This is a genomic window from Cytobacillus sp. Hz8 (assembly GCF_042263505.1).
GTDB lineage: Bacteria > Bacillota > Bacilli > Bacillales > Cytobacillaceae > Bacillus_BE.
The window spans coordinates 1-23,044 of sequence record NZ_JBHKFI010000009.1 but is presented as its reverse complement, the minus strand read 5'-3'; the positions used below and the strand labels follow the sequence as shown (position 1 = coordinate 23,044).

The window sequence follows — 23,044 nt, the reverse complement described above, 5'->3', positions numbered from 1 at the left end:
ATTGTGAAGGCAGTCGCTTTTTTTGATTTAAGCTTTATTAAATTTTAATGTTGATAAATCCATAAAATTAAAGGAAACCCATTTAGTTGAGTTTCCTCTGTTCTTCTTAAACTCCATTGTTTTAAGTTAAATTTTTTCGCACTTCACCTTAAAAAATTTAACTTACCGACTTGGTATAAGAAGTAATATCTAATTTTTAAGTTTTTTCTCTTGCTGTCTTAACAAGAATAATGAACCTGCGATGATGGAAAAAAATGAAGCTATTTGTACTGTTGAAGCGTTTTCTACAATCATAGTGACAATACCTAAACCACATAGAATTGTAGCAATTTTTCGACTAAACATCATTAAACCTCCTCCATAAAATATTAGCGTACTGTATTATATTTCCATTATAACATACATTTTGCACTAAAAATTCTATGAGATTGATTACATTATCTTGAAAGTTAGTTAAAGTATCACAATGTCTTGAATTTAGACAGACGCAAACTATCGTAAGTTTCTGTAATTTCAAATACAAATGATGTTCTCTTCGATTGGCTTTCAGAAATATGGGTTGTATATGGAAGGACTCCCCACACATCTTCATTCCCCTGTATAGTATTTCATCTCATTATAGAAAATGATATTTTGAATAATGACGATCACAAAGATTCCCATAAAGATCATCAATCTTGTAGCAAAGATAGAAAAACCAAATAAAGCGGGAATTACCATTGCCATGAATGTATATACCTTTTTCGTTGCACTCATGGTGACTTGCTTAAACATTTCGTCATCTTCTATATATTCATTTGGGCAATAGCTAAATGGATTGACTTTTTGTCTCGGATGATCTTTATTAAATTTCATAACTAATTCTCTTTTTCAAATTTCAACAAAAGAGCACTCACATAATGAAAAATTCATCATTTCCCCTAACAAATGAAAAGGCAGAGAAATACTCTCTGCCTAATTTGTTGATTTCAAAGATATTAATTGATACGTAATTTTTGTTAACTTGTCTTCCCACTCAATCTTTTTGATATATGCGGTTCCCTTTACTTCACCATCAATCGCTCGTTTAACCTCAATCGGAATTTCAATGGGGTATAAGCGATACCCCTCTTTGACTAGTAAAAATAAATTTTCCTCTAGTCGCTCTTCCCTATCCTTTGTCACAATCATCGTATTTAGTTCTAAAGGCATTCCCATGAGCATCACTCCTATTTCAATCTTATTCGTTATTTTATCATGACTATCTTTGCTTTTTCATCCATTTCGTTAATTTTATCAGGACTTCCCTATTAGTAGCCGGTGGAAAATAATGTGTAAAGTCTTGAAAATACCAGCATTCCACTTTTTTATGTAAATCCTTTAATCCTTTTTCCAGACGGTAGGAATGTTCAACAGATACATTTAGATCCTTCACCCCATGAATAATTAAAGTTGGAGCTAATAAATCCTCTAAATAAAATAACGGCGTTCGATATTGAAACCGCTCAGGATATTTATGAGGTGTTCCTCCGATTACTCTTTTCATCATTTTCCGTAAATCTTCTCTTTCCTCATAGGTTAGAAACATATCTGTTACTCCACCCCAAGAAACAAGTGAAGCTACTTCCTCCCGAAAATGAATCGCTGTTAATAGAGCCATCACCCCACCTCTTGAAAATCCAAAAACATGAATATATTTAACTCGAACATGCTCCTGTAAGAGACGAAAGGCAGAAAACGCATCCTCTCTATCCTCCCCAGCAAAATCTTCATTCCCCTCTCCCCCGTGATTTCCTCGATAAAATGGGGCAAACACCACAAAACCCTCAGAAGCAAATTGAACAATCCTCCCCGGTCTTACCATTCCAACCCGCTTGATTCCACCGCGCAAATAAAGAAGACCATCAGAAATCCTTTCATCCTTTGGCTCAGCCAAAAGTCCCTTGACCTTTAATCCACCTGAAATATACGTGACAATGGATAGCTCAATTTGTGGATTTGGTGAAGGAAATCGTTGTTTTTTAATGAGGCTCATGATTCTTCGCTCCTTTATGTATAGATATTTTCTATATATGACGTGCTTTTAAGCAATTATCAAAATGTGATATAGGCATTCACACAATTTTATTGTTGTTCATACGATATTTTAAACGTACACAGAAATGCAAATGATTCAAAAGCAAGGAGGAGTAGCCATGGAAAAATGGTTAAAAATTAGTCTTTCGTTTCTTATCATTACCATTCTTATTATACCTATTGCGGCCTGTAGTAAGGAGGAAAAAGAATTACAAAATGTTCGGATTGCTGAAGTTACTCGTTCCATCTTTTATGCTCCACAATATGTTGCTGTGGAAAAAGGATTCTTTAAGGATGAAGGTCTGAACGTCAAAGTTACAACGGTTCCTGGTGGAGACAAAACAATGACTGCTCTTTTGTCAGATGGAGCAGATGTTGCCCTTGTCGGATCTGAAACTTCCATTTATGTTCATGCCCAAGGCTCTAATGATACGGTTATCAATTTTGCTCAGTTAACACAAACAGATGGAACCTTCCTTGTTTCCAGGAAGGAAGTCGAGCACTTTTCATGGGAGCAATTAAAGGGAACAACATTCCTTGGTCAAAGGAAGGGGGGAATGCCTCAAATGGTTGGGGAATACGTATTAAAACAACATGGTATCGACCCACATAAGGATTTAAAGCTCATTCAAAATATTGACTTTGCCAATGTTGCCACAGCATTTGCCTCCGGTACTGGAGATTATGTCCAATTATTTGAGCCAACTGCTTCTGTTTTTGAACAAGAAGGCAAAGGCCATATTGTTGCATCCTTTGGAACGGAGTCTGGCCATGTCCCTTATACCACCTTTATGACAAAAAGCAGTTATATAAAAGAACATAAAGATACCGTCGAGAAATTTACTCATGCTATCTACAAAGCCGAGCAATGGGTGGATTCTCATAGCGCTAAAGAAATCGCCGAAGTGATTCAGCCATTCTTTGAAGATACGAAGCTCGATTTGATTGAAAAGGTTGTAGATCGTTACAAGAGTCAAGGGTCTTATGCCACAAATCCGATTCTTGATGAGGAAGAGTGGGATAACCTGCAAAATATTATGGATGAAGCCGGTGACCTTCCTAAGCGTGTTGATTATGAAACATTAGTTAATACTGAAATTGCTAAGGGGGCAATTAAATAACTTTTCTGATACAAAATAGCTAGCATACTGCTTGCAAACCATCTTTTTATCTTTAAACAAAAAGGTCGATGCTCCCATTCATCCATGGATTTCTTCAGGATTTCCATGGATGATAAAGAACCATAACATTCATTATTTTAAGGAGGCCGTGACATGAATTTTTTAAAACTAGAAGGAATTCACCACTCCTATTTTTCAAAAAGCACAGCAACAACGGCTCTCTCCGATATTTCACTTGAAGTGGGAGAAGGAGAATTCATCTCCTTTCTCGGACCCAGCGGTTGTGGGAAAACAACTTTGCTTTCGATTATTGCTGGAATAATTAAACCAACAGAAGGAATTGTTACATTAGAAAATAAGCCGATTCGGAAGACAGGAAATTCAATCGGTTATATGCTTCAGCAGGATTATCTTTTCCCATGGAAAACCATCGAAGAAAATATACTTTTAGGCCTAAAGCTTGGAAAAAACTTAAATAGTCGCAATAAGGCATATACTCTTGATTTACTACATCAAATGGGGCTCAAAGGATTTGAAGCTCAATATCCTAAGCAATTATCAGGAGGTATGAGACAAAGAGTAGCACTTGTAAGAACCCTTTCAACCGAACCGAAGCTCTTACTGTTAGATGAGCCCTTTTCAGCTTTAGATTATCAAACGAAATTAAATTTAGAGGATTTAGTATCCAATACACTTAAATCATTTAAAAAAACAGCCATTCTCGTCACACATGATATTGGCGAAGCGATTGCGATGAGTAATCGAATTTATCTTTTCTCTGCTCGTCCAGGAAGGATTTTTCAAATTTTCACAGTGCCTCGTGAACTGCGTGAGCTTTCTCCTTTTCATGCCCGAAACCACGAGAGTTTTTCGGAAATTTTTCAAACTATTTGGAAGGAGCTGGATTCCATTGAATAAGTCTCCTGTAACCAATATTAAACTCCTTCACGAGAGGTATATCCAAACATTAAAACGTGAAAAACGGTGGGTTCGTTTTTACCAATTCATCATTTTTATTGTATTTTTTGCAGGTTGGGAGCTTTTTAGTCAGCAAAAGTGGATTGACCCGCTCATCTTCAGTTCTCCTTCAAAGATTTGGAGCTTATTAATCAATAAACTCCAGGATGGCACACTCATGATCCATTTAGGGGCGACCTTGTTTGAAACAATTCTTGGTTTTCTATTAGGTACACTACTAGGTACATTACTTGCTGCCATTTTGTGGTGGTCACCTTTTATACAAAAAATATTAGATCCCTATTTAGTGATTCTAAATGCCATGCCCAAGGTTGCCCTTGGCCCCATTTTAATTGTTGCCTTAGGACCAACCTTTACATCCATCATTGCAATGGGTGCGATCATCTCCGTTATCATTACGACCATCGTCGTTTATACATCCTTTAGAGAAGTCGATCCAAATTATTTAAAAGTACTGCAAACCTTTGGAGCCAATCGATTTCAAAGCTTCAAGGAAGCGGTCTTACCTGCTTCCTTTCCCACGATCATTTCCACCTTAAAGGTTAATGTCGGATTATCCTGGGTTGGCGTCATTGTGGGTGAATTTCTTGTTTCTGAAAGAGGGCTAGGTTATTTAATCATCTATGGATTCCAAGTCTTTAATTTTACCCTTGTTCTCATGTCACTCTTAATCATCGCTATTTTCGCTACTATTATGTATCAATTAGTGGAGTTTCTAGAAAAAAAACTAATTAAAAACGGTGGGTAATAACGATAATACAAACAGAGGTCCATTCATACTAGACCTCTGTTTTCATTTCTTCTATGCTCATAATGTATTCAATCACACTTGGGACGACTTCATCCTGCATGATAAAACTATATTTTGAAGAAAACCGTTCAATTAACAGTTGTTCTCCAACTTGAACTGGACCATTTGTCTCATAATATGTTTTTGTTTTTTCAAGCCGATCTACCTCTGCAAAAAAGATGGCCTTAACAAATGAGTTTGATGGACTTTTCACTTCATATTCCCCTACGAAATGCAAATTACGAATACGTGCACCAGTTTCTTCAAACACTTCACGAATTGCGGCCTGTTCAATAGATTCCCCAGGTTCTAGCTTTCCTCCAGGAAATTCTAGTCCTCGCTCTTTATGATTCGTAAGCAGCCATTTCCCTTTATATCGACAAATAATAAAAACATGCAATGGTCGCTCTTTAAACGAATTTCTTTGAAAAGAAAGATGAACCTCTCCACCATTTGCATCCTTAAAATACTTCATATGTATCTCTACTCCCTAACTTGTCATGCCTCTATTATATAGCGAATGATACTCCATAACAAAAAATCAACATTATCCGCATCTTAATCGTTATCAACAACTATTTTTTTATTTTTATTCCATCTCGTTTTGCTCTAATATCCCCATGCTTTTAATATGTTGTTTCGCTTCTTCATCCCCCAACTGATAAATCATCCGATATATTCCAATTAACGTCCGATCATAAATGTCATTTTCACGATCATAATGATATTGAATATAAGGAACGTGAGCTCTGAAAAAATTTTGCCACTCTGTTGAATAGTTTTGATCAAAATATTCTCTTAATGTCGTAATTTCATCATCTGTTGCCTGTATTTTAAAATTCCAGGGTGAATCTGTACGGCTCTGCGAAATTTCACCTGAGCCGACTTCTATATAGTACGTTTTTTTCTGATCAGCCATACTTTACACCTCTCATAATTTCTTATTATTGTTTCCCACAAAAAGCAGGCTTTTATTCTTATGTCCTTTTTCTCTAAGAACCGAGTTATTTTTGAATAAAACTTCTAATCAAGGGGATTGACTAAATATAATGAAAATAAATGCATTTTGTTAAATGTTTTTACTTGAAAAAAATTAAAATTTGCTTCATTATTTCTGTAACAGAAGTTCAAAAATAATCCCCTAGAAGTATAAAAAGGAGGAGAATCTTATGAAAATTATTGATGATTTATACGAGCTTTATCGTAATAAGCTAACTGGTGATGAAGAGGATATTGATTTATTAGCGTTTGCTTTTTTAGAAGAAATGACAAGAGAAGATTTAATAAAAATGATTCAGGATCTAAATGACCAAGAATTATATAATCTTGTTGGAATATATTTAATTGAAAGCTTAAAAGGCAAGTTTGCTCAAGAAGAATATGGTCAAGGAAGAGCTTCCTATAACAAACAAAGACACTTACATTAATACATAATTCAGTAATATCTTCCCTAAAACGGGTAGTACTATTGTACTACCCGTTTTCATATATAAAGTGAAACTTCCATCAGTGGGGGTTTTCATTCATCCCCCACTGATGGTTAGTTGAACTTATCGGACCTTTACGGACAGTTGATCTCCCACTTATCTTCTTCGTATTCTCAGAATCTTGAAGTGGGAGTCTTACTGTCCGTTAAGAGTGGGATAAATTTTCAAAAGGAAACGATTGTAGATTCTGGGTTCTATTTCATAAAAGTCCATCTAGAAACCCCATAATGTGATAAAATATTGGCAAGTGGGGGGAGATAAATGAAAATTATTTTAATCATTTCGATTATTATTGTTCTTGTTGTATTATTGTTAGCCGTACTTACAACATCAAAGGCATATACCTATAAGCATACGGTTGATCCTTTAGAGGATAATCCGAATATCCAAAAAGATTCAAACAAAAAGGATACCATTCAATCCTAATAAAGATTAGCATGATTTAGATTTATCCATGGGGGAATTTTTTCTTCCCCTATAGGAGTCTAATAGAGCGGGGAATTATTCATGAACATTTTTTCAATATTAATTGGAGTCGTTTTCATATTGAACGTCCTCCTAGCAGCCATTGTTATATTTTTAGAAAGAAGGGATGCAGGGTCAACCTGGGCTTGGCTTTTAGTCCTTTTTTTCATTCCTGGCTTAGGATTTATTTTATATTTATTACTATGTCAAAACTTAACAAGAAGTCGATTGTTTCAGTGGGAGGATAAGCAGAAGGTTGGCATCGAGCAGCTGATATCGACGCAAATTCAGCAATTAGAAAATGATGAGTTTGTCTTTCGCAGCGACACAGCGCGGAGCAGCCGTAATATGGTGCATATGCTTCTTATGAATAACGATGCTGTTTTAACAGAGGATAATCGAGTCAAAATTTTTACAGACGGAAAAGAAAAATTTACAGCCCTTTTAAAAGATATTAATCAAGCGAAAAATCATATTCATTTACAATACTATATATTCAAAAATGATCAGATTGGAAAAAAAATAATAAAGGCATTAACGAAAAAAGCGAATGAAGGAGTCACAGTAAGAATCCTTTATGATGAACTGGGATCCCGTAGAATTCCCAAAAAGGCATTTGAAGAACTACGTAAGGCTGGTGGCGAAGTGGAAGCCTTTTTCCCCTCTCGACTCCGCTTTTTTAATTTACGAATGAATTATCGAAACCATCGCAAGCTAGCCATTATTGACGGGAAAATTGGCTATGTGGGTGGTTTTAATGTTGGTGATGAGTACCTTGGCTTAAATTCGAAATTTGGTTATTGGCGTGATACCCATCTACGAATTACTGGAAGAGCTGTCCATGCCATTCAAACTCGATTTATTCTTGATTGGAATCAAGCATCCGAACGGCATGATATTAACTACCAAACACGCTATTTTCCCGAAGAGCTTTCGAAGGGAACGGTTAGCATGCAAATTGTTACCAGCGGTCCGGATTCAGAATGGGAACAAATCAAGAATGGCTACATCAAAATGATCTCTTCTGCAAGGAGATCCATTCTTATACAAACACCCTATTTTATTCCAGACACAAGCTTACTTGATGCACTTCGAATTGCCGCCCTATCAGGAGTAGATGTTCGGATTATGATTCCTGACAAACCAGATCATTTATTTGTTTACTGGGCGACGTACTCCTATATCGGAGAAATGCTAAAAGCCGGTGCGAGAGTATACGTCTATAATAATGGCTTTATTCATTCCAAAACGATGGTCGTGGATGGGAAAATCTCCTCTGTCGGAACGGCCAATATTGACGTTAGAAGCTTTCGCCTAAACTTTGAGGTCAATGCCTTTATTTATCATAAAACCATCGCAAGAAGACTTAGCGATAGCTTTCGAAAGGATGTAGCGTTGTCTTCAGAACTTACCTTATCCAAATATGTTCAACGGCCTATTATTATTCGGATTAAAGAATCGATTTCAAGATTACTTTCACCCATATTATAAAGAAAACTCGCCGATTGGCGAGCCCCTAAGGACGAAGACAGAGGCGTAGTTCACAGAAAAAAGAAAAGCACTTTTTTCGGCTGCGAAGCGTCTCTCAGAAACTTTCCTTGTGCCCTTATACTAAATTCCTAAAATTGGCCACTACATCAATCTTCATCACTGCTGCCAATTCTTCATGTAAAAAAAGAAGGCTGTCAAGAGCTTATTTCTCTTGACAGCCTTCTTTACATAAATTCATTTAAGCAAATATCTGTTTTAAATCTTCCTTGCTTTGTTCAAGCCAATAACGCATTAAGCGTTTAGCCCCTTCAAGATCATGAAGCTTAGCTTGCCCACATTGCTTTTCATTCGCAGCTGGAATATCAGTAATTTCCAATGCATCTTTCATTGTAGCATCCAATAAATCAATAATTTCTTCGACTGTAGGTTCTCCACTTACCACTAAGTAAAAACCTGTTTGACATCCCATTGGAGAGATATCAATGATGTCAAAATGATCGTATTTCGCACTATGCTTTCTTATATTAAAAGCTAATAAATGCTCAAGTGTATGAATGGAATCTGGTTTCATCGCTTGTTTATTTGGTTGACAAAAACGGATATCGAATTTATTAACAACACCGTCTGTACCGACTTTATGAACACCACAATGTCTCACATAGGGTGCTTTCACCAAATTATGATCTAATTCAAAGCTTTCAACTGAAGGCATGTATCATCACTCCTATAAAAAATATGCTCAAATCTTCCTGGAGATTTATATTCGATAAACCCAGCTAGATTGAACAACTTAAAAATCTACAATTAATTATAGCGCAAATTCCTAGTAAATTCATCAAAATAATACGAATTTCCATTTTTAGACGAAATTCAAGAGATATGATATGGTGTACTTAACAAAGGAAAGTGAGTTGTTTCAAATGATTCAAAAATTAATGGTGGGAATCATTCGCTTTTATCAAATCGTCATTTCGCCATTAAAGCCACCAACTTGTCGTTTTTATCCAACCTGCTCCCATTATGGCATTGAAGCAATCAAACGTTTTGGCCCGATAAAAGGAGGATGGCTCACAATCAAAAGAATCTTAAAATGCCACCCATTTCATCCAGGTGGATTCGATCCTGTACCTGAAAAGTCAGATTCAAAGCTTAATGGTCATAACCATTAATAACTAAATCTAATTTTCCTGTATCCGGATTGATCACCAATCCATGGACCGGAACATTCTTAGGGAAAAGGGGATGATTTCTAATCATATCGACACTATGAGCGACACTTTCTTTTACATTATCGAAACCATGAAGCCATTGATGAATATCAATCCCTGAATTATTTAAAGTATTTAGGATATCCGCATCAATCCCCCGATCTATCATTTTTTCAATGACATCTCCAGATTTCATTCCACACATCCCACAATCATGATGCCCAACCACCATGACCTCATGGGCCTGTAATTGATAAACCGCAACTAAAATACTGCGCATGATACTTCCAAAGGGATGCGAAACAAGGGCACCTGCATTTTTAATTAATTTTACATCCCCATTGCTTAAGTTTAACGCCTTTGGTAGAAGCTCTACAAGCCGTGTATCCATACAAGATAAAATGACCATCTTCTTTTGCGGATATTTCGGCCTTGCAAACTGTTCATACTTCTTTTCTTCAACAAAATGCTGATTATACTCTAAGATATCCTCTAAGAGACTCATCCTATCACCTTCTTAAATTTTTTTCCCTTCTATTAGGATACATAATTAAGACAAAAATAGACAATCTTTAACCCTTGATTTTTTAAATAATATTTTGTAAGATTAGGTTTGTTAAATCGTAATGATTACGGATTATCTTTTTAATTAGATGAGTTGGGGAATTTTATCCCACTCTTAACGGACAGTAAGACTCCCACTTCAAGATTCTGAGAATACGAAGAAGATAGGTGGGAGATCAACTGTCCGTAAAGGTCCGATAAGTGAAATAAGATTTTTCTTTGGGCTTCAGCCCTTAGAAAAATCAATCAGGCTCTGCGTGACTAACCATCAGTGGGGGATGAATGAAAACCCCCACTGATGGAAGTTTCACTTTATAAAAAAAGAGAGAGAATTTCGAGAGGAGATCTACATGAATAAAAGAATATCTGCTTTTTTTCTGCTTTTCTTTAGCTTCAGCCTCATTCTGGCTGGCTGTAGCAGCAGTAATGAAACTAAGAAAAATAAGGATAAACTATCCATCTATACAACTGTATATCCGCTTCAATATTTTACAGAAAGAATTGGCGGAAAATATGTACAGATTGATACCATTTATCCACCAGGTGCTGATGAACACACCTTTGAACCAACACAAAAAGATATGATGAAGCTTGCCGATTCCGATCTTTTCATCTACATTGGTTTGGGTCTCGAGGGCTTTGTAAATAGCGCCAAGGATACTTTAAAAAATGAAAATGTCCGCTTGGTCGCAGCAGGAGATCAGCTTCCTATTGATAAAGCCACTGCCCCTAAAGATGAAGAAGAAGGCGATCACGACCATGGAGATATCAATCCACATGTTTGGCTCGATCCTGTTTATTCAAAGGATATGGTGGCCATCATTGAAAAAGAACTGATAAAAGCTATGCCGGAGCATAAAAAAGAGTTTACCGCCAATAGTCAAAAACTAACAGCGGAATTAGACCAATTAAATACAAAATTTGAAAAAGTTATTAGCCACTCAGCCCATAAAGAAATCATCGTGTCGCACGCTGCCTTCGGTTACTGGGAACAACGCTATCATATAAAACAAATCAGTATTTCTGGTCTTTCAACTTCTAATGAACCAACACAAAAAGAATTGAAAAGCATTATTGTAACTGCTAAAAAAGAAAAGTTAAAATATATTTTCTTTGAACAAAACGTCTCTTCAAAGCTTACGAAAATTGTTGAAAAAGAAATTGGGGCTAAGCCATTGACTTTGCATAATTTAGCTGTCCGAACAGATAAGGATATCAAGCAAAATCGCGATTATATGAGCATCATGGAAGATAATCTTGCCGCATTAAAAATAGCTCTTAATGAATAATAGGAATCATTCGCCGCTATTCTTTGGATAGCGGTATTTTGCTAAAAGCACAAGATTTTTCTCCTTCCATCCATTCACTAGTATGCATGGATTCCTTTCATCAAAAACTAGTGTGGTATTTAATCTTAAAGGGGGGATTGCTTTGGCAAAAGATGTGTTATGTGAAGTCCATAATTGTACCTTTTGGGAACAAGGAAACTTATGTGTGGCAGATCAAATCTATGTCGTAAGTCATACAGGTTCGCAAGCTGATACCTCAAAAGAGACTGACTGCAAAACCTTCGAGCCTGCTGAGTAATAAAAAGGCTAAGACGGATTCTTTTGATTCGGTCTTAGCCTTCATCTATAAAACAAAGCTTTCTTCTGATAATAATACATCTTGAATTCTTTTTTTATTAGGCAGATAACCAATTCCATGCCCTGTAGGAACTTCAATCATACCTTGCTTCACAAACACCTCAGGAATCGTAATATCTTCCTCCCAATAACGACTGGAAGCCGAAATATCTCCAGCAATTGAAAAGCCTGGAAGGGATGCCAGTGCGATATTATGAGCCCTTGATATCCCATATTCAAGCATTCCCCCACACCAAACAGGAATGTGATGACGATAGCAATAATCATGGATCCTCTTTGCCGTTGTAAGCCCACCAACCCGGCCAATTTTAATATTTATTACTCGACAGCTTCCAAGCTCCACCGCTCTTCTAGCATCATCAAACGTAACGATGCTTTCATCTAAACAAATAGGCGTTTTTAACTCCCTTTGCAATTTAGCATGGTCCACAATATCATCATATGCAAGTGGCTGTTCAATCATTAGCAGACCAAATTCATCTAAAGCCTGTAAACGTGCTATTTCACTTAATGAATAGGCCGAATTGGCATCTGCCATTAATTGAAGCTTGGGAAACTGCTTCCGAATTTCTGAGACGAGCATTAAGTCATTTTCCGGGCTAATTTTAATCTTCACTCTTTGATACCCATCATTTAAAAATTGTTCGATTTGTGTGAGTGATTCAGCAATCGTTTTTGCCCCCACTACTACTCCGGATGGGATGGTCGATTGTGTGCCACCGAGTAATACAGAAAGAGATTTTTGCTGTTCCTTCGCATACAAATCCCAAATAGCTGTTTCTAAGCCGGCCTTTGCCATCTGATTTCGTCTAAATTTAGAGAGTAGGGCCGTCAATTCATTTGGATGGGCAATGCGCGTTTTTTGGAGCAATGGGATAAAGAAATCCTTTAGCATATGATAAGATGTTTTCACGGTTTCCTCTGTGTACCAAGGAGAAGAAAAAGCAACAACCTCACCATAGCCATTTAAGCCATCGGAATCGATGATCTCAACTATAATGGCTTCCCGATTCGTCACAGTTTCTAAATGGGTGGTGAATGGTTTTTTCATTCTCATGCTAATGACCTTTAAATTGATTCCTTTAATCTTCATATGATTCCCTTCTCTAGCATTTCTCTTAGCTCTCTTCTTAATAGTTTTTTCGCAGCATTTCTCGGTATTTGATCGACAAAATAAATCTGTTTTGGTACCTTATAACCTGCTAGCTTTTCACGGCAAAAATCGAGTAATTCCGCTCCATTTCGTTCTTTTTTTACTTGAACAAAGGCAATGGGCACTTGTCCCCATTTTTCATCCTCAATTCCAATCACTCCCGCATCATGAACATCAGGATGGGAAGTTAATACTCCTTCTATTTCCGCAGGATAAATATTTTCTCCTCCGGAAATAATCAAGTCAGACCGACGATCCAACACATAAAGAAATCCCTCTTCATCTAAATAGCCGATATCTCCCGTAGAGAGCCATCCATCAACGAATTTTTCTTTTGTTGCCTCGGGATTATTTAAATAACCAATAGTAACATTAGGTCCCTTAACCATAATTTCTCCTGGCTCATTCTGCTCAGCCAATTCGTGATGATTATCAACAATTTTTAATTGGGAAGGAAAAAGCGGCTTCCCAGCAGAACCAAGCTTTTGAATACTATCCTCAGGTGATAATGTTACAATTTGTGAGGAAGTCTCTGTCATACCATAAGTTTGAAAGATGGGGATGTTTTTCGCTACACACTCTTCCAGCAATGAAAGGGAAGCAGGTCCTCCACCAAGCAGCATGCAACGAAAGGTAGAAGGAAAGTTTTCATTTCCTAATCTCTCAACTATTCTTGTTGCCATCGTACTGACTACTGACATAATCGTTACATTTTGAGCTTGAATTTCCTCAATAACCCTCTCCTCATGAAAGGCCTCAAATAAAAGCATCTCCATTCCATAAATAAGGCTCTTCATGAGGATAGAATAACCACTAATATGAAATAATGGAACAGCGCATAACCAGCAGTCATTTTCCGTAATTCCTAAATTGAGTGCAGAACCAATCGCACTCCACCAGTGATTGCCATACGTTTGGATTACACCTTTTGGATGCCCAGTCGTACCAGATGTATACATAATGGAACATATATCATGACTATTCACCACTTCATTAATTTTTGGCGATTGATATGGACTTGAAAAAAGCTCCTCCTTAGTTAGGATAACAAAATCAGAATTAAACTTAGCTATATCCATGATGATATCCTCAAATTTCTGTTCCGTTATAAGAAGTACTGCGCCCGAATCCTGAACTTGCCATGTTATTTCCGCAGCCGTTAGTCGGGCATTCAAAATAACTGCCCTTGCACCAAGAAGCTGTAGGGCAAGAAAAATAAAAATAGTATCTTCATGATTTCTTAATAAAACCGCAACAAAGTCATCTTTTTTAATATTTTTGTTTGCCAATTGACCGGCAATTCGAAGAGCCTTCTCGTAAAGTTCTTTAAAAGAATATTCTTCCGTGTTAAATCCTAAAGCTCTTCTATTCGGTGTTAAAAATGCGCGTTTGACCAAGAAATTTGGTAGCTGTTGAACGTCCAATTTGATTCTCCTCTTTTAAAAAACATATGTCTCACAAAGCCCTAACTTGCTTCCTTATAAAGAAAACCCGCCGATTAGTGAGCCTTCAGTTGAAGATTAGGCATACTTCTAAAATTAGCCACTACGTCGATCTTCATCAGGCTGTTTTTATACTTTAGAAAGTATAAAAACAGCCTGATGAGCTAACCTCATCAAGCCATTTTCAACATGAAATTCTTTAGTATTAAGGGAAACGAGGAAATTTGCCAAAGTCAGGACTGCGTTTTTCCTTAAACGAATCTCGACCTTCTTTTGCTTCGTCCGTTGTGTAATAAAGCAAAGTGGCATCTCCGGCAAATTGCTGCAATCCAGCTAAACCATCCGTATCTGCATTCATTGCAGCTTTTAAGAAACGAATTGCGGTTGGACTCTTTTCCAAAATCTCTTCACACCATTTAATCGTTTCATCCTCCACTTGATCAAGTGGAACAACTGTATTAACTAAGCCCATATCTAAAGCCTCTTGTGCATTATATTGACGACATAGATACCAAATTTCACGTGCCTTTTTATGTCCGACAATTCTAGCTAAATACCCAGAACCATAACCAGCATCAAAGCTTCCGACTTTTGGTCCTGTTTGTCCGAAAATCGCGTTATCTGCTGCAATCGTTAAGTCACATACAATATGAAGAACATGTCCGCCACCAATTGCATAGCCTTTAACCATTGCAATCACTGGTTTTGGAATCACACGAATTAAGCGCTGTAAATCTAATACATTTAAGCGAGGAATTTGGTCATCCCCCACATAACCACCATGTCCACGAACCTTTTGATCTCCGCCTGAACAGAAAGCTTTATCTCCAGCTCCTGTTAAAATGATTACACCAATATTGGAATCATCGCGTGCATAGGCAAATGCATCAATTAATTCCATCACGGTCTTAGGTGTAAATGCATTATGTACATGAGGTCGATTAATTGTAATTTTTGCAATCCCGTGGTATGTTTCATAAATAATTTCTTCATACTGACGGCCAGCAACCCATTCTACTGCCATAAAAAGCTACCTCCTTATGAAAATTTTATATAAGGTTTGTTGAAATAAAAGCCTATCCCCTAATTTCACCATTATCCCTATAGATTTGACAAAAACTCACTTACTATTGTACCAAATTTTTCAGGTTTCTCCACATGAATTGCATGTCCGCAATTTTCAACTGTTATCCATTTGGCATTTTTCATCTTGGCTCGCATTTGTTCAGCAATCATGCAAAATTTCTTGTCGATAGATCCTGTTATCAACAGTGTTGAATTTGGCAATTTTCCTAACTGCTCCCACCAGGATGGCTGAGAACCTGTCCCCATTCCTAGCAAGCTATTAGCAAGGCCATGTGGCAAATTGGTTAAACGTTGCCTTCTAAGTTCCCGTTGTTTTTCAGTCGATAACAATTTTTGACTAGCAAATAACGGGATATTCTCCCAATATTCCACAAAAGCTTCTATGCCCTCATTTCTAATAAACAATGCCAATTGCTCATCCTTTTGCACGCGCTCATGTCTTTCCTCAGCCGTTTCTAGCCCTGGAGAAGCACTTTCAAGAATCAATCTTCGAACCTTCTCAGGATATTGAATAGCAAAGGTGAGTGCAAGCCTGCCTCCCATAGAATATCCCAGAACATCTGTTTTTTCGATCTGATTTTGCTCCAAAAAGCGATGCAAATCTTCAGCAGCTCGCAGTATTTGATAATCCTCCACATCTGCTGGAGAATCTGTTTTCCCATGTCCTACTATATCAAGGGCATACAAAGTGGAGTGTTGTGCCCATTGCTTGTAAAATGGGGTCCATGTTGAATGATCCCCTGTAAAACCATGCAATACTAAAAGGGGATGCCCTTTTCCGCAGGTTTCAACAAAATAGCGAATGCCGTCGATAACAAAATTCATTCTAAATCACTAGTCAAAAACTGACTTATTTCCCAGGAAACATTTTTCCACAAATTTCGATGTTCTTTTAAATTTTCCTCTCTATTTGTCGGAATTTCCAATACGTGTAAACCAGGATTCTCCAAATTTTGCATCAATGCAGATGAAAAGTGGTTCCAATCCGTAATTCTTTCAAAATGGCCATTAAACATTTTAACAGCATGCTGAAAATCTAAATCTAGTGGCGTTCCAAATAATAATTCAAAATGCTCAGGATGATTAGACTGTGGAAGAAATGAAAAAATCCCCCCACCATTATTGTTAATTACAATAATCTTAATATCGATTTGATGTAGCTTTGAAGCAATCAGTCCATTTAAATCATGGAAAAAGGTTAGATCCCCGAGAACTAAATAAAGTGGTTTAGACTTTGTTGCAGCTCCAAGTGCCGTTGAAACCGTACCATCAATACCGTTTGCACCGCGATTAGCCAAAATCCGAATCGACTTATGATTGGCAAAGAAAAAAGTATCCAAATCCCTAATTGGCATGCTGTTCCCAACAAACAAAGTTGCCCCATCAGGCAGCAATTCTGCTAATTTTAAAAATACTTTTCCTTCATTCAGTTCGGAGATATCATTCATTTTCATTAAATGGTTTTTCGTCAATGAATTAATCTGTCTCCATTGTTTGAGGAATTCCGAGTTCCTATCTTTCAAAGAGACATACTTCGAAACTATCTGACAAAATAAAACTTCATCACAATAAACCATATTTGAGGATAACAAAGAAGGATCCTGCCATCCCCCACCACCATCTACAACTACTATCTTTGATAATGGATTTTCTTTTATAAAAATAGTCAAAGCTTTTGATACAGGCATAGCACCAAATCGAATGATGATCTCAGGCATTAAAGCACCTTTTGCATCCTCATTTCGCAAAAACGTGTCATAGGTATCTATGATGTTTTCATCTAAATGCTTGCTACTTCTAAGCTGGGATAATGGATCCGCAATAATGGGATATTTCACTTTTTGCGAAAACTTAATGACTTCCTCAGGGAAATTACCTTCCCTATCTAATGATCCGCAAACAATAATTCCATTTTCATATCGCTCGATAAGCTTTGCATAATGTTGAGCTTGTTGATCCGTCATCGTTAACTTTGTATCTTCAATATGTACATAGTGCTCAGTACGTTCAGCAAATGTAAATAAATCCTCCTGCTCAAGATTAGGAATCAGTGGTTCCCGTAATGGAAAATTCAAATGAACCGGACCGGCTGGTGCACGTAAAGCCGTAGCAGCTGCCCGAGCACATGAGATCCTCGCATATCGAATCATTTCAGTTGTGTTTTCAGGTGGAGCCATCTCCACAAACCATTTTACATGTTTGCCATATAGATCGATTTGATCAATGGCCTGCGGTGCGCCTACATCTCTTAGTTCATGAGGGCGATCTGCTGTTAAAACAATCAATGGCACCCGTGAATAATGGGCTTCAACTATAGCCGGATAATAATTAGCTGTTGCCGTACCTGAAGTACAGAGAATTGCGACCGGCTTATAAGTGGCCTTTGCCATTCCTAGTGCAAAAAAGGCAGCTGAGCGTTCATCCACATGAATGTGAACTTTAAGATCCTTATGTTCAGCCATAACCATAGCAATAGGAGTGGAACGTGAGCCTGGGCTCACCACCACATCCTTTACCCCACAATTCACTAACTCCGCTACAAAGGCGGAAATATATGATGTTAAAGCTTCTTGATGATTCATAAATTTACTCCTCCAAGAGCTGAGAGCATCGGCTTAAATTTAATATTTGTCTCTAAATATTCGCTCTCAGCGTTTGAATCTTTCACAATGCCACATCCCGCAAATAGAGAAGCCTCATTTCCCTGAATTAAAGCAGAACGAATCGCAACGGCAAACTCACCATTTTCCTTATAATCCATCCACCCAATGGGTCCAGCATAGAAGCCCCGATCTAATTCTTCGATTTCTCTAATCATTTTGACTGCCTCTTGTTTAGGCAATCCTCCTAATGCAGGTGTAGGATGTAATTTCTCTACCAATTTTAAAATGGAAGTATTTTTATCAGATATTCCTCGAACAGGTGTATACAAATGTTGAATATCCCGAATGGTAAGTAATTTTGGGTGATTAGGGATTTCAACTGTTTCACAAACCGATTCCATGGCATCTCGAATCATTTCAACTACATATTGATGTTCCTTCAAATTCTTCGAATCATTTAAAAGTGCTTGTCCAAGCTCTTCATCTTCAGCTTGACTCTTTCCTCTGCCAATTGAACCTGCCAAGCATGTTGACAGAAAAGTTGAACCAGTCTTTTTAATCAATCTTTCAGGGGAAGCACCAATAAAACAATCCCCACCTGTTTCAAAGGCAAAAATAAAGCTATCTCTTTGCTCACCTAAAAGATGCTCTAACACCATTTCAATTGATACATCTTTATCAAAATAAAGCCTTAGCTCTCTTGCTAAAACCGTTTTTTTCAAAGTTCCCTCATTTAACCGTTGAACAAGATTTGTAACTGCCTGCTTCCATTCCGCTGGATTAATTTCTTTTTTTTCAACAATCCTTGCATTTTCTACCGTTGAATTTTGGGAAATGAAATGGATTAGTGCTTGTCTTTCAATCATAGTTTTTTCATATAACTGAAAATCATCATGCTGAGTACATAATATATTTGTTGTAAGATACCCTTGCCCATCCACGATTGTTAATAAATATTTAGGAATATGAAATTGGGTATCATCAAACTTAGACCATAATTCTGTCTTCTTCTTCAAAGGATCAAAAGAAAAACCACCAAACATGATAGGTCCGACACTATTCACGCTATATTCATTGTAAATAAGTGCTTGTTCTATTAAGCGCTTCCGTTCTCTCTCAACATGAAAAAAGCGGTCAGTACCCTGATCCGATTGTATTTTCTTACATATTCCAATTCCAACTAAATACGTTTGGCTCTCCGTATCTTTCCAAAAAAAGCGTTCTCCTAAATTCATTTTATTTCCTGATGTAAAAAACTTTAGAGGATTAATCAAATCAATCTTCTGTACTTCACTAACTAAAACAGATTTAAGAGAACTAGCTCTTTTGATGGCTTCTTGGATCCCTTCCTTTAAATCCGTATCATGCATGGTAACCAAAAAAATCCCTCCAAATAACAGTATCTCAACTGTTATCGTACCTTTTAGACTTATTTTAATTTACACCTCAATACAAGGCTATGTCAATCTTCACAACTAGTTCAACCCTAGTTTTTTCATTATTATATATCATTCCATTTTTGCCTATTCTTTTATCGGCGAAACAAATAATAAGATAATAATGATGTAAAGTTTATTCTTTCACATATTTTATAATAAAAAATCGTACAGACATTGAGGTTCAAAAATTGTCATTGACACCTCTTATTATATTACCTAAACTTAAAATTGTAACCAAATAGTCAAAAATATATTTCTATATCATTTTGATTATTTCGCTATTATATAATAAATTTTTTTGATTTGAATACAAATCTAAAGGGGAGAGTTATATGCAAATACAAGTGCAGACAAGTTCTTCACCTGTAGTAAGCAAAGGCTGGAAAGTATGGTGGAAAATGACCCGACCACATACATTAACAGCTGCATTTGTGCCTGTACTACTTGGAACTGCATTAGCACTTTATTATACGAAGATAAATATTGGCTTATTTCTTGCCATGTTATTCGCGAGCTTACTCATTCAAATTGCCACCAATTTATTCAACGAATATTACGACTTTGTTAGAGGACTAGATCATGAAGAATCTGTTGGAATTGGTGGAACCATCGTCCGTGACGGGTTTAAGCCGAAAACGGTCATGATAATTGCACTAGGTCTGTATGGAATATCCATCTTAATTGGAGTTTTTATTTGTATGAACTCCAGCTGGTGGTTAGCCTTAGTTGGTCTTATTGCCATGGCCATTGGCTATCTATATACCGGAGGTCCAATGCCCATTGCTTATACTCCTTTTGGAGAACTGATGGCAGGATTTTTTATGGGAATGCTCATTATTTTGATTTCTTTCTTTATCCAAACCGGAAATGTCACTACTTTTAGTATCCTCATTTCTGTCCCGATTTTCATTCTTGTCGGCGCGATTCTACTTGCTAACAATATTCGAGATTTAGATGGAGATAAAGAATTTGGACGAAAAACCGTGGCAATCCTATTAGGAAGAAAAAAAGCCATTTATTTATTAGCTGGAATGTTTGGTATATCCTATTTATTCGTTTTAACTTTAATCTTATTAGGCGTTGCTTCACCTTGGCTTCTTATTGTCATACTAAGCGTTCCTAAGGCTGTTAAAGCAATTAAAGGATTTATAGGAAAAACCATGCCAATTCAAATGATTCCTGCCATGAAAGCCACAGCACAAACCAATACATTCTTTGGTTTACTTCTATCCGTTGGATTATTAATCGGCACATTTATTTGAATTAAAAACGAGGGTAACGATTATGTTATCCTCGTTTTTACTGCTATCTGATTGAGGATTATTGTTTACCTGTAATATGGCTTTATTTCCTTGTTCTTAAATCATTTCCATGGATAAAGGAGTACTTTTCACCTTTATCCATGGAAAGTTTCTTAATAATGATCAGCACTTCATGAATTAGAGTATACCTTGTAAAATGATTTTCTCAATCTATAAAAAATACAAAAAAACTGCTGAAATAAATTCAACAGTTTTTTTGTATGACCCGTATGGGAATCGAACCCATGTTACCGCCGTGAAAGGGCGGTGTCTTAACCGCTTGACCAACGGGCCGATAAAATTCATATGGCGGAGAAGGAGGGATTTGAACCCTCGCGCCGGTCACCCGACCTACACCCTTAGCAGGGGCGCCTCTTCAGCCTCTTGAGTACTTCCCCATATGGCTCCGCAGGTAGGATTCGAACCTACGACCGTTCGGTTAACAGCCGAATGCTCTACCACTGAGCTACTGCGGAATAACTAGTACACGTTCCTAAGCCTTGATTAACTTTGCCGAATGTCCTCATCTCAGAAAGCCTATCCAAGGAGCGGCTCGATGAGTACAACTCGAAGCATATTCATTGAAGAATCGCTCGTTGCTCTACCACTGAGCTACTGCAGAATAATATATATGGTGGGCCTAAATGGACTCGAACCATCGACCTCACGCTTATCAGGCGTGCGCTCTAACCAGCTGAGCTATAGGCCCCTAAATGGAGCGGGTGATGAGAATCGAACTCACGACAACAGCTTGGAAGGCTGTGGTTTTACCACTAAACTACACCCGCTTATTTATATTAAAGATGGCTCAGGACGGAATCGAACCGCCGACACAAGGATTTTCAGTCCTTTGCTCTACCGACTGAGCTACTGAGCCATATAAAATTATTCACCTACAGGTATTTCCTCTTTGTCCTTCGCCCAAAACTCAGGAAGTCCATTCAGGGAGCTGTTCGTTTTGTGCGCTGATGCTTTTGCTTCGTAGCTTATTCGGTCGTGCTCTACCGACTGAGCTACTGAGCCATATTCTTACCTATAGAAGATATAAATGGCGGTCCGGACGGGACTCGAACCCGCGACCTCCTGCGTGACAGGCAGGCATTCTAACCAGCTGAACTACCGGACCATTGCGATTGCGGAGGCAGGATTTGAACCTGCGACCTTCGGGTTATGAGCCCGACGAGCTACCAGACTGCTCCACCCCGCGATAATAGTATTAAATATTATTTTACTTATGCATAATGTTCCTGCAAGATATGACCGCCCTGATTTCAGTATGCTTATTCAAGATGCTACTCAATCAGTGCGCTGTTGTGGATTCGATGAGGATTATTCAACGTGCTCCACCCCGCGATAATAATACTTATGATAAGTGGCGGAGGAAGAGGGATTCGAACCCCCGCGCGGTTTAACCCGCCTGTCGGTTTTCAAGACCGATCCCTTCAGCCAGACTTGGGTATTCCTCCACTTATAATAAAATTGGTGGACCTTGTAGGACTCGAACCTACGACCGGACGGTTATGAGCCGTCTGCTCTAACCAGCTGAGCTAAAGGTCCAGATTGCTTGATATCTGTTTAAATTATATAAAATATTTGGTAGCGGCGGAGGGGATCGAACCCACGACCTCACGGGTATGAACCGTACGCTCTAGCCAGCTGAGCTACGCCGCTAAATATAATTATTCTGAATTGAATGGTGGAGACTAGCGGGATCGAACCGCTGACCTCCTGCGTGCAAAGCAGGCGCTCTCCCAGCTGAGCTAAGCCCCCATACGAGAAGAAAAATGGTCGGGAAGACAGGATTCGAACCTGCGACCCCTTGGTCCCAAACCAAGTGCTCTACCAAGCTGAGCTACTTCCCGAAATAAACGCGCCCAGTAGGAGTCGAACCCGCAACCTTCTGATCCGTAGTCAGACGCTCTATCCAATTGAGCTATGGGCGCATTATCAATTTAAAAGTGGTGCCGAGGACCGGAATCGAACCGGTACGGTAGTCACCTACCGCAGGATTTTAAGTCCTGTGCGTCTGCCAGTTCCGCCACCCCGGCATTACATGGAGCGGAAGACGGGGTTCGAACCCGCGACCCTCACCTTGGCAAGGTGATGTTCTACCACTGAACTACTTCCGCGCGCTTAATGGTGCGGGTGAAGGGAGTCGAACCCCCACGCCTTGCGGCGCCAGATCCTAAGTCTGGTGCGTCTGCCAATTCCGCCA

At 38.0% G+C, this 23,044-nt stretch carries 24 protein-coding genes and 16 tRNA genes; 10 read left to right on the top strand and 30 right to left on the bottom strand.

The genetic code is table 11. From position 1 onward, the window contains the following. Nucleotides 1–189: 189 nt before the first annotated feature. The 4 genes from ACE38V_RS12430 to ACE38V_RS12415 all read right to left on the bottom strand — a co-directional run bounded on the left by ACE38V_RS12430 (nucleotide 190) and on the right by ACE38V_RS12415 (nucleotide 2,014). Nucleotides 190–345: a hypothetical protein gene (locus tag ACE38V_RS12430; RefSeq protein ID WP_375841557.1), complete on the bottom strand. Its 156-nt coding sequence runs from the start codon at nucleotides 343–345 to the stop codon at nucleotides 190–192. Nucleotides 346–588: 243 nt separating this feature from the next. Further along, nucleotides 589–855: a hypothetical protein gene (locus tag ACE38V_RS12425; RefSeq protein ID WP_375841556.1), complete on the bottom strand. Its 267-nt coding sequence runs from the start codon at nucleotides 853–855 to the stop codon at nucleotides 589–591. 99 nt (nucleotides 856–954) lie between these two features. Beyond that, nucleotides 955–1,197, bottom strand: coding sequence for a DUF2584 domain-containing protein (locus ACE38V_RS12420; RefSeq protein WP_375841555.1), 243 nt, complete (start codon nucleotides 1,195–1,197; stop codon nucleotides 955–957). A 43-nt stretch (nucleotides 1,198–1,240) separates the two neighbouring features. Next, the gene (locus ACE38V_RS12415) at nucleotides 1,241–2,014 is read right to left on the bottom strand and encodes an alpha/beta hydrolase family protein (protein ID WP_375841554.1); all 774 of its coding nucleotides are present in this window, start codon (nucleotides 2,012–2,014) and stop codon (nucleotides 1,241–1,243) included. A 160-nt stretch (nucleotides 2,015–2,174) separates the two neighbouring features. Here ACE38V_RS12415 and ACE38V_RS12410 point away from each other — a divergent pair, with 160 nt between their 5' ends. The 3 genes from ACE38V_RS12410 (at nucleotide 2,175) to ACE38V_RS12400 (ending at nucleotide 4,902) form a co-directional block, all read left to right on the top strand. Continuing rightward, the gene (locus tag ACE38V_RS12410; protein ID WP_375841553.1) at nucleotides 2,175–3,176 is read left to right on the top strand and encodes an ABC transporter substrate-binding protein; all 1,002 of its coding nucleotides are present in this window, start codon (nucleotides 2,175–2,177) and stop codon (nucleotides 3,174–3,176) included. 153 nt (nucleotides 3,177–3,329) lie between these two features. Further along, the gene (locus ACE38V_RS12405) at nucleotides 3,330–4,094 is read left to right on the top strand and encodes an ABC transporter ATP-binding protein (RefSeq protein ID WP_375841552.1); all 765 of its coding nucleotides are present in this window, start codon (nucleotides 3,330–3,332) and stop codon (nucleotides 4,092–4,094) included. Then, the gene (locus tag ACE38V_RS12400; RefSeq protein WP_375841551.1) at nucleotides 4,087–4,902 is read left to right on the top strand and encodes an ABC transporter permease; all 816 of its coding nucleotides are present in this window, start codon (nucleotides 4,087–4,089) and stop codon (nucleotides 4,900–4,902) included. The genes ACE38V_RS12405 and ACE38V_RS12400 overlap by 8 nt, the downstream gene beginning before the upstream one ends. Before the next feature lie 31 nt (nucleotides 4,903–4,933). Here the strand turns inward: ACE38V_RS12400 and ytkD are convergent, their stop codons facing one another. Together ytkD and ACE38V_RS12390 are read right to left on the bottom strand one after the other, a co-directional pair. Continuing rightward, entirely contained in the window at nucleotides 4,934–5,419 is a 486-nt protein-coding gene (gene ytkD / locus ACE38V_RS12395) for an RNA deprotection pyrophosphohydrolase (RefSeq protein WP_375841550.1), read from the bottom strand. Between the two features lie 114 nt (nucleotides 5,420–5,533). Further along, a complete protein-coding gene (locus ACE38V_RS12390) occupies nucleotides 5,534–5,863 on the bottom strand; it encodes a hydrolase (protein WP_375841549.1) in 330 nt (109 codons plus the stop codon). Between the two features lie 250 nt (nucleotides 5,864–6,113). Here ACE38V_RS12390 and ACE38V_RS12385 point away from each other — a divergent pair, with 250 nt between their 5' ends. The 3 genes from ACE38V_RS12385 to cls all read left to right on the top strand — a co-directional run bounded on the left by ACE38V_RS12385 (nucleotide 6,114) and on the right by cls (nucleotide 8,387). Beyond that, nucleotides 6,114–6,371, top strand: coding sequence for a DUF6154 family protein (locus ACE38V_RS12385; protein WP_375841548.1), 258 nt, complete (start codon nucleotides 6,114–6,116; stop codon nucleotides 6,369–6,371). 321 nt (nucleotides 6,372–6,692) lie between these two features. Then, nucleotides 6,693–6,857, top strand: a complete 165-nt coding sequence (gene ytzI, locus ACE38V_RS12380) for a YtzI protein (protein ID WP_375841547.1) — start codon at nucleotides 6,693–6,695, stop codon at nucleotides 6,855–6,857. Between the two features lie 81 nt (nucleotides 6,858–6,938). Next, nucleotides 6,939–8,387, top strand: a complete 1,449-nt coding sequence (cls, locus tag ACE38V_RS12375) for a cardiolipin synthase (RefSeq protein WP_375841546.1) — start codon at nucleotides 6,939–6,941, stop codon at nucleotides 8,385–8,387. Between the two features lie 238 nt (nucleotides 8,388–8,625). On the opposite strand, the gene ACE38V_RS12370 is transcribed toward cls, so the two are convergent. Then, nucleotides 8,626–9,099, bottom strand: coding sequence for an S-ribosylhomocysteine lyase (locus ACE38V_RS12370; RefSeq protein WP_375841545.1), 474 nt, complete (start codon nucleotides 9,097–9,099; stop codon nucleotides 8,626–8,628). Nucleotides 9,100–9,307: 208 nt separating this feature from the next. Between ACE38V_RS12370 and yidD the strand changes: the two genes are divergently transcribed. Next, nucleotides 9,308–9,556, top strand: coding sequence for a membrane protein insertion efficiency factor YidD (gene yidD / locus ACE38V_RS12365; RefSeq protein WP_375841795.1), 249 nt, complete (start codon nucleotides 9,308–9,310; stop codon nucleotides 9,554–9,556). Here the strand turns inward: yidD and ACE38V_RS12360 are convergent. Then, nucleotides 9,537–10,100, bottom strand: coding sequence for a beta-class carbonic anhydrase (locus tag ACE38V_RS12360; protein ID WP_375841544.1), 564 nt, complete (start codon nucleotides 10,098–10,100; stop codon nucleotides 9,537–9,539). The genes yidD and ACE38V_RS12360 overlap by 20 nt on opposite strands. A gap of 409 nt (nucleotides 10,101–10,509) precedes the next feature. Here ACE38V_RS12360 and ACE38V_RS12355 point away from each other — a divergent pair, with 409 nt between their 5' ends. Both ACE38V_RS12355 and ACE38V_RS12350 read left to right on the top strand, forming a co-directional pair. Then, nucleotides 10,510–11,448: a metal ABC transporter solute-binding protein, Zn/Mn family gene (locus tag ACE38V_RS12355; RefSeq protein WP_375841543.1), complete on the top strand. Its 939-nt coding sequence runs from the start codon at nucleotides 10,510–10,512 to the stop codon at nucleotides 11,446–11,448. A gap of 142 nt (nucleotides 11,449–11,590) precedes the next feature. Further along, complete coding sequence (locus tag ACE38V_RS12350) at nucleotides 11,591–11,746, top strand: DUF1540 domain-containing protein (RefSeq protein WP_375841542.1); 156 nt, start codon at nucleotides 11,591–11,593, stop codon at nucleotides 11,744–11,746. A 45-nt stretch (nucleotides 11,747–11,791) separates the two neighbouring features. Here ACE38V_RS12350 and menC read toward each other — a convergent pair whose 3' ends face one another. The 6 genes from menC to ACE38V_RS12320 form a co-directional block, all read right to left on the bottom strand. Beyond that, on the bottom strand, nucleotides 11,792–12,898 hold the full coding sequence (gene menC / locus ACE38V_RS12345) for an o-succinylbenzoate synthase (RefSeq protein ID WP_375841541.1): 1,107 nt from the start codon (nucleotides 12,896–12,898) through the stop codon (nucleotides 11,792–11,794). Continuing rightward, nucleotides 12,895–14,382, bottom strand: a complete 1,488-nt coding sequence (locus tag ACE38V_RS12340) for an o-succinylbenzoate--CoA ligase (protein ID WP_375841540.1) — start codon at nucleotides 14,380–14,382, stop codon at nucleotides 12,895–12,897. Before ACE38V_RS12340 ends, menC begins: the two co-directional genes overlap by 4 nt. A gap of 223 nt (nucleotides 14,383–14,605) precedes the next feature. Further along, nucleotides 14,606–15,424, bottom strand: a complete 819-nt coding sequence (menB, locus tag ACE38V_RS12335; protein WP_375841539.1) for a 1,4-dihydroxy-2-naphthoyl-CoA synthase — start codon at nucleotides 15,422–15,424, stop codon at nucleotides 14,606–14,608. 77 nt (nucleotides 15,425–15,501) lie between these two features. After that, complete coding sequence (gene menH, locus ACE38V_RS12330) at nucleotides 15,502–16,311, bottom strand: 2-succinyl-6-hydroxy-2,4-cyclohexadiene-1-carboxylate synthase (protein WP_375841538.1); 810 nt, start codon at nucleotides 16,309–16,311, stop codon at nucleotides 15,502–15,504. After that, a complete protein-coding gene (menD, locus tag ACE38V_RS12325; RefSeq protein WP_375841537.1) occupies nucleotides 16,308–18,068 on the bottom strand; it encodes a 2-succinyl-5-enolpyruvyl-6-hydroxy-3-cyclohexene-1-carboxylic-acid synthase in 1,761 nt (586 codons plus the stop codon). Before menD ends, menH begins: the two co-directional genes overlap by 4 nt. Beyond that, nucleotides 18,065–19,468: an isochorismate synthase gene (locus ACE38V_RS12320; RefSeq protein ID WP_375841536.1), complete on the bottom strand. Its 1,404-nt coding sequence runs from the start codon at nucleotides 19,466–19,468 to the stop codon at nucleotides 18,065–18,067. Before ACE38V_RS12320 ends, menD begins: the two co-directional genes overlap by 4 nt. Before the next feature lie 392 nt (nucleotides 19,469–19,860). Here ACE38V_RS12320 and ACE38V_RS12315 point away from each other — a divergent pair, with 392 nt between their 5' ends. Continuing rightward, entirely contained in the window at nucleotides 19,861–20,790 is a 930-nt protein-coding gene (locus ACE38V_RS12315) for a 1,4-dihydroxy-2-naphthoate polyprenyltransferase (RefSeq protein ID WP_375841535.1), read from the top strand. 261 nt (nucleotides 20,791–21,051) lie between these two features. On the opposite strand, the gene ACE38V_RS12310 is transcribed toward ACE38V_RS12315, so the two are convergent. The 16 genes from ACE38V_RS12310 to ACE38V_RS12235 form a co-directional block, all read right to left on the bottom strand. After that, nucleotides 21,052–21,123, bottom strand: a tRNA-Glu gene (locus ACE38V_RS12310). 13 nt (nucleotides 21,124–21,136) lie between these two features. Then, nucleotides 21,137–21,227 (bottom strand) — tRNA-Ser (locus ACE38V_RS12305). A 3-nt stretch (nucleotides 21,228–21,230) separates the two neighbouring features. After that, a tRNA-Asn gene (locus tag ACE38V_RS12300) sits at nucleotides 21,231–21,305 on the bottom strand. 156 nt (nucleotides 21,306–21,461) lie between these two features. Continuing rightward, a tRNA-Ile gene (locus tag ACE38V_RS12295) sits at nucleotides 21,462–21,538 on the bottom strand. 5 nt (nucleotides 21,539–21,543) lie between these two features. Next, nucleotides 21,544–21,617: transfer RNA gene (locus ACE38V_RS12290), tRNA-Gly, on the bottom strand. Nucleotides 21,618–21,633: 16 nt separating this feature from the next. Beyond that, nucleotides 21,634–21,706, bottom strand: a tRNA-Phe gene (locus tag ACE38V_RS12285). A gap of 172 nt (nucleotides 21,707–21,878) precedes the next feature. Further along, nucleotides 21,879–21,955, bottom strand: a tRNA-Asp gene (locus tag ACE38V_RS12280). 7 nt (nucleotides 21,956–21,962) lie between these two features. After that, a tRNA-Met gene (locus ACE38V_RS12275) sits at nucleotides 21,963–22,036 on the bottom strand. Nucleotides 22,037–22,202: 166 nt separating this feature from the next. Continuing rightward, nucleotides 22,203–22,295, bottom strand: a tRNA-Ser gene (locus tag ACE38V_RS12270). A gap of 14 nt (nucleotides 22,296–22,309) precedes the next feature. Continuing rightward, nucleotides 22,310–22,386: transfer RNA gene (locus tag ACE38V_RS12265), tRNA-Ile, on the bottom strand. Nucleotides 22,387–22,423: 37 nt separating this feature from the next. Next, a tRNA-Met gene (locus tag ACE38V_RS12260) sits at nucleotides 22,424–22,500 on the bottom strand. Between the two features lie 23 nt (nucleotides 22,501–22,523). Beyond that, nucleotides 22,524–22,599 (bottom strand) — tRNA-Ala (locus tag ACE38V_RS12255). A gap of 15 nt (nucleotides 22,600–22,614) precedes the next feature. Beyond that, nucleotides 22,615–22,691, bottom strand: a tRNA-Pro gene (locus ACE38V_RS12250). A 7-nt stretch (nucleotides 22,692–22,698) separates the two neighbouring features. After that, a tRNA-Arg gene (locus tag ACE38V_RS12245) sits at nucleotides 22,699–22,772 on the bottom strand. A 16-nt stretch (nucleotides 22,773–22,788) separates the two neighbouring features. Further along, a tRNA-Leu gene (locus ACE38V_RS12240) sits at nucleotides 22,789–22,877 on the bottom strand. Between the two features lie 6 nt (nucleotides 22,878–22,883). Next, nucleotides 22,884–22,958 (bottom strand) — tRNA-Gly (locus ACE38V_RS12235). Between the last annotated feature and the right edge of the window lie 86 nt (nucleotides 22,959–23,044).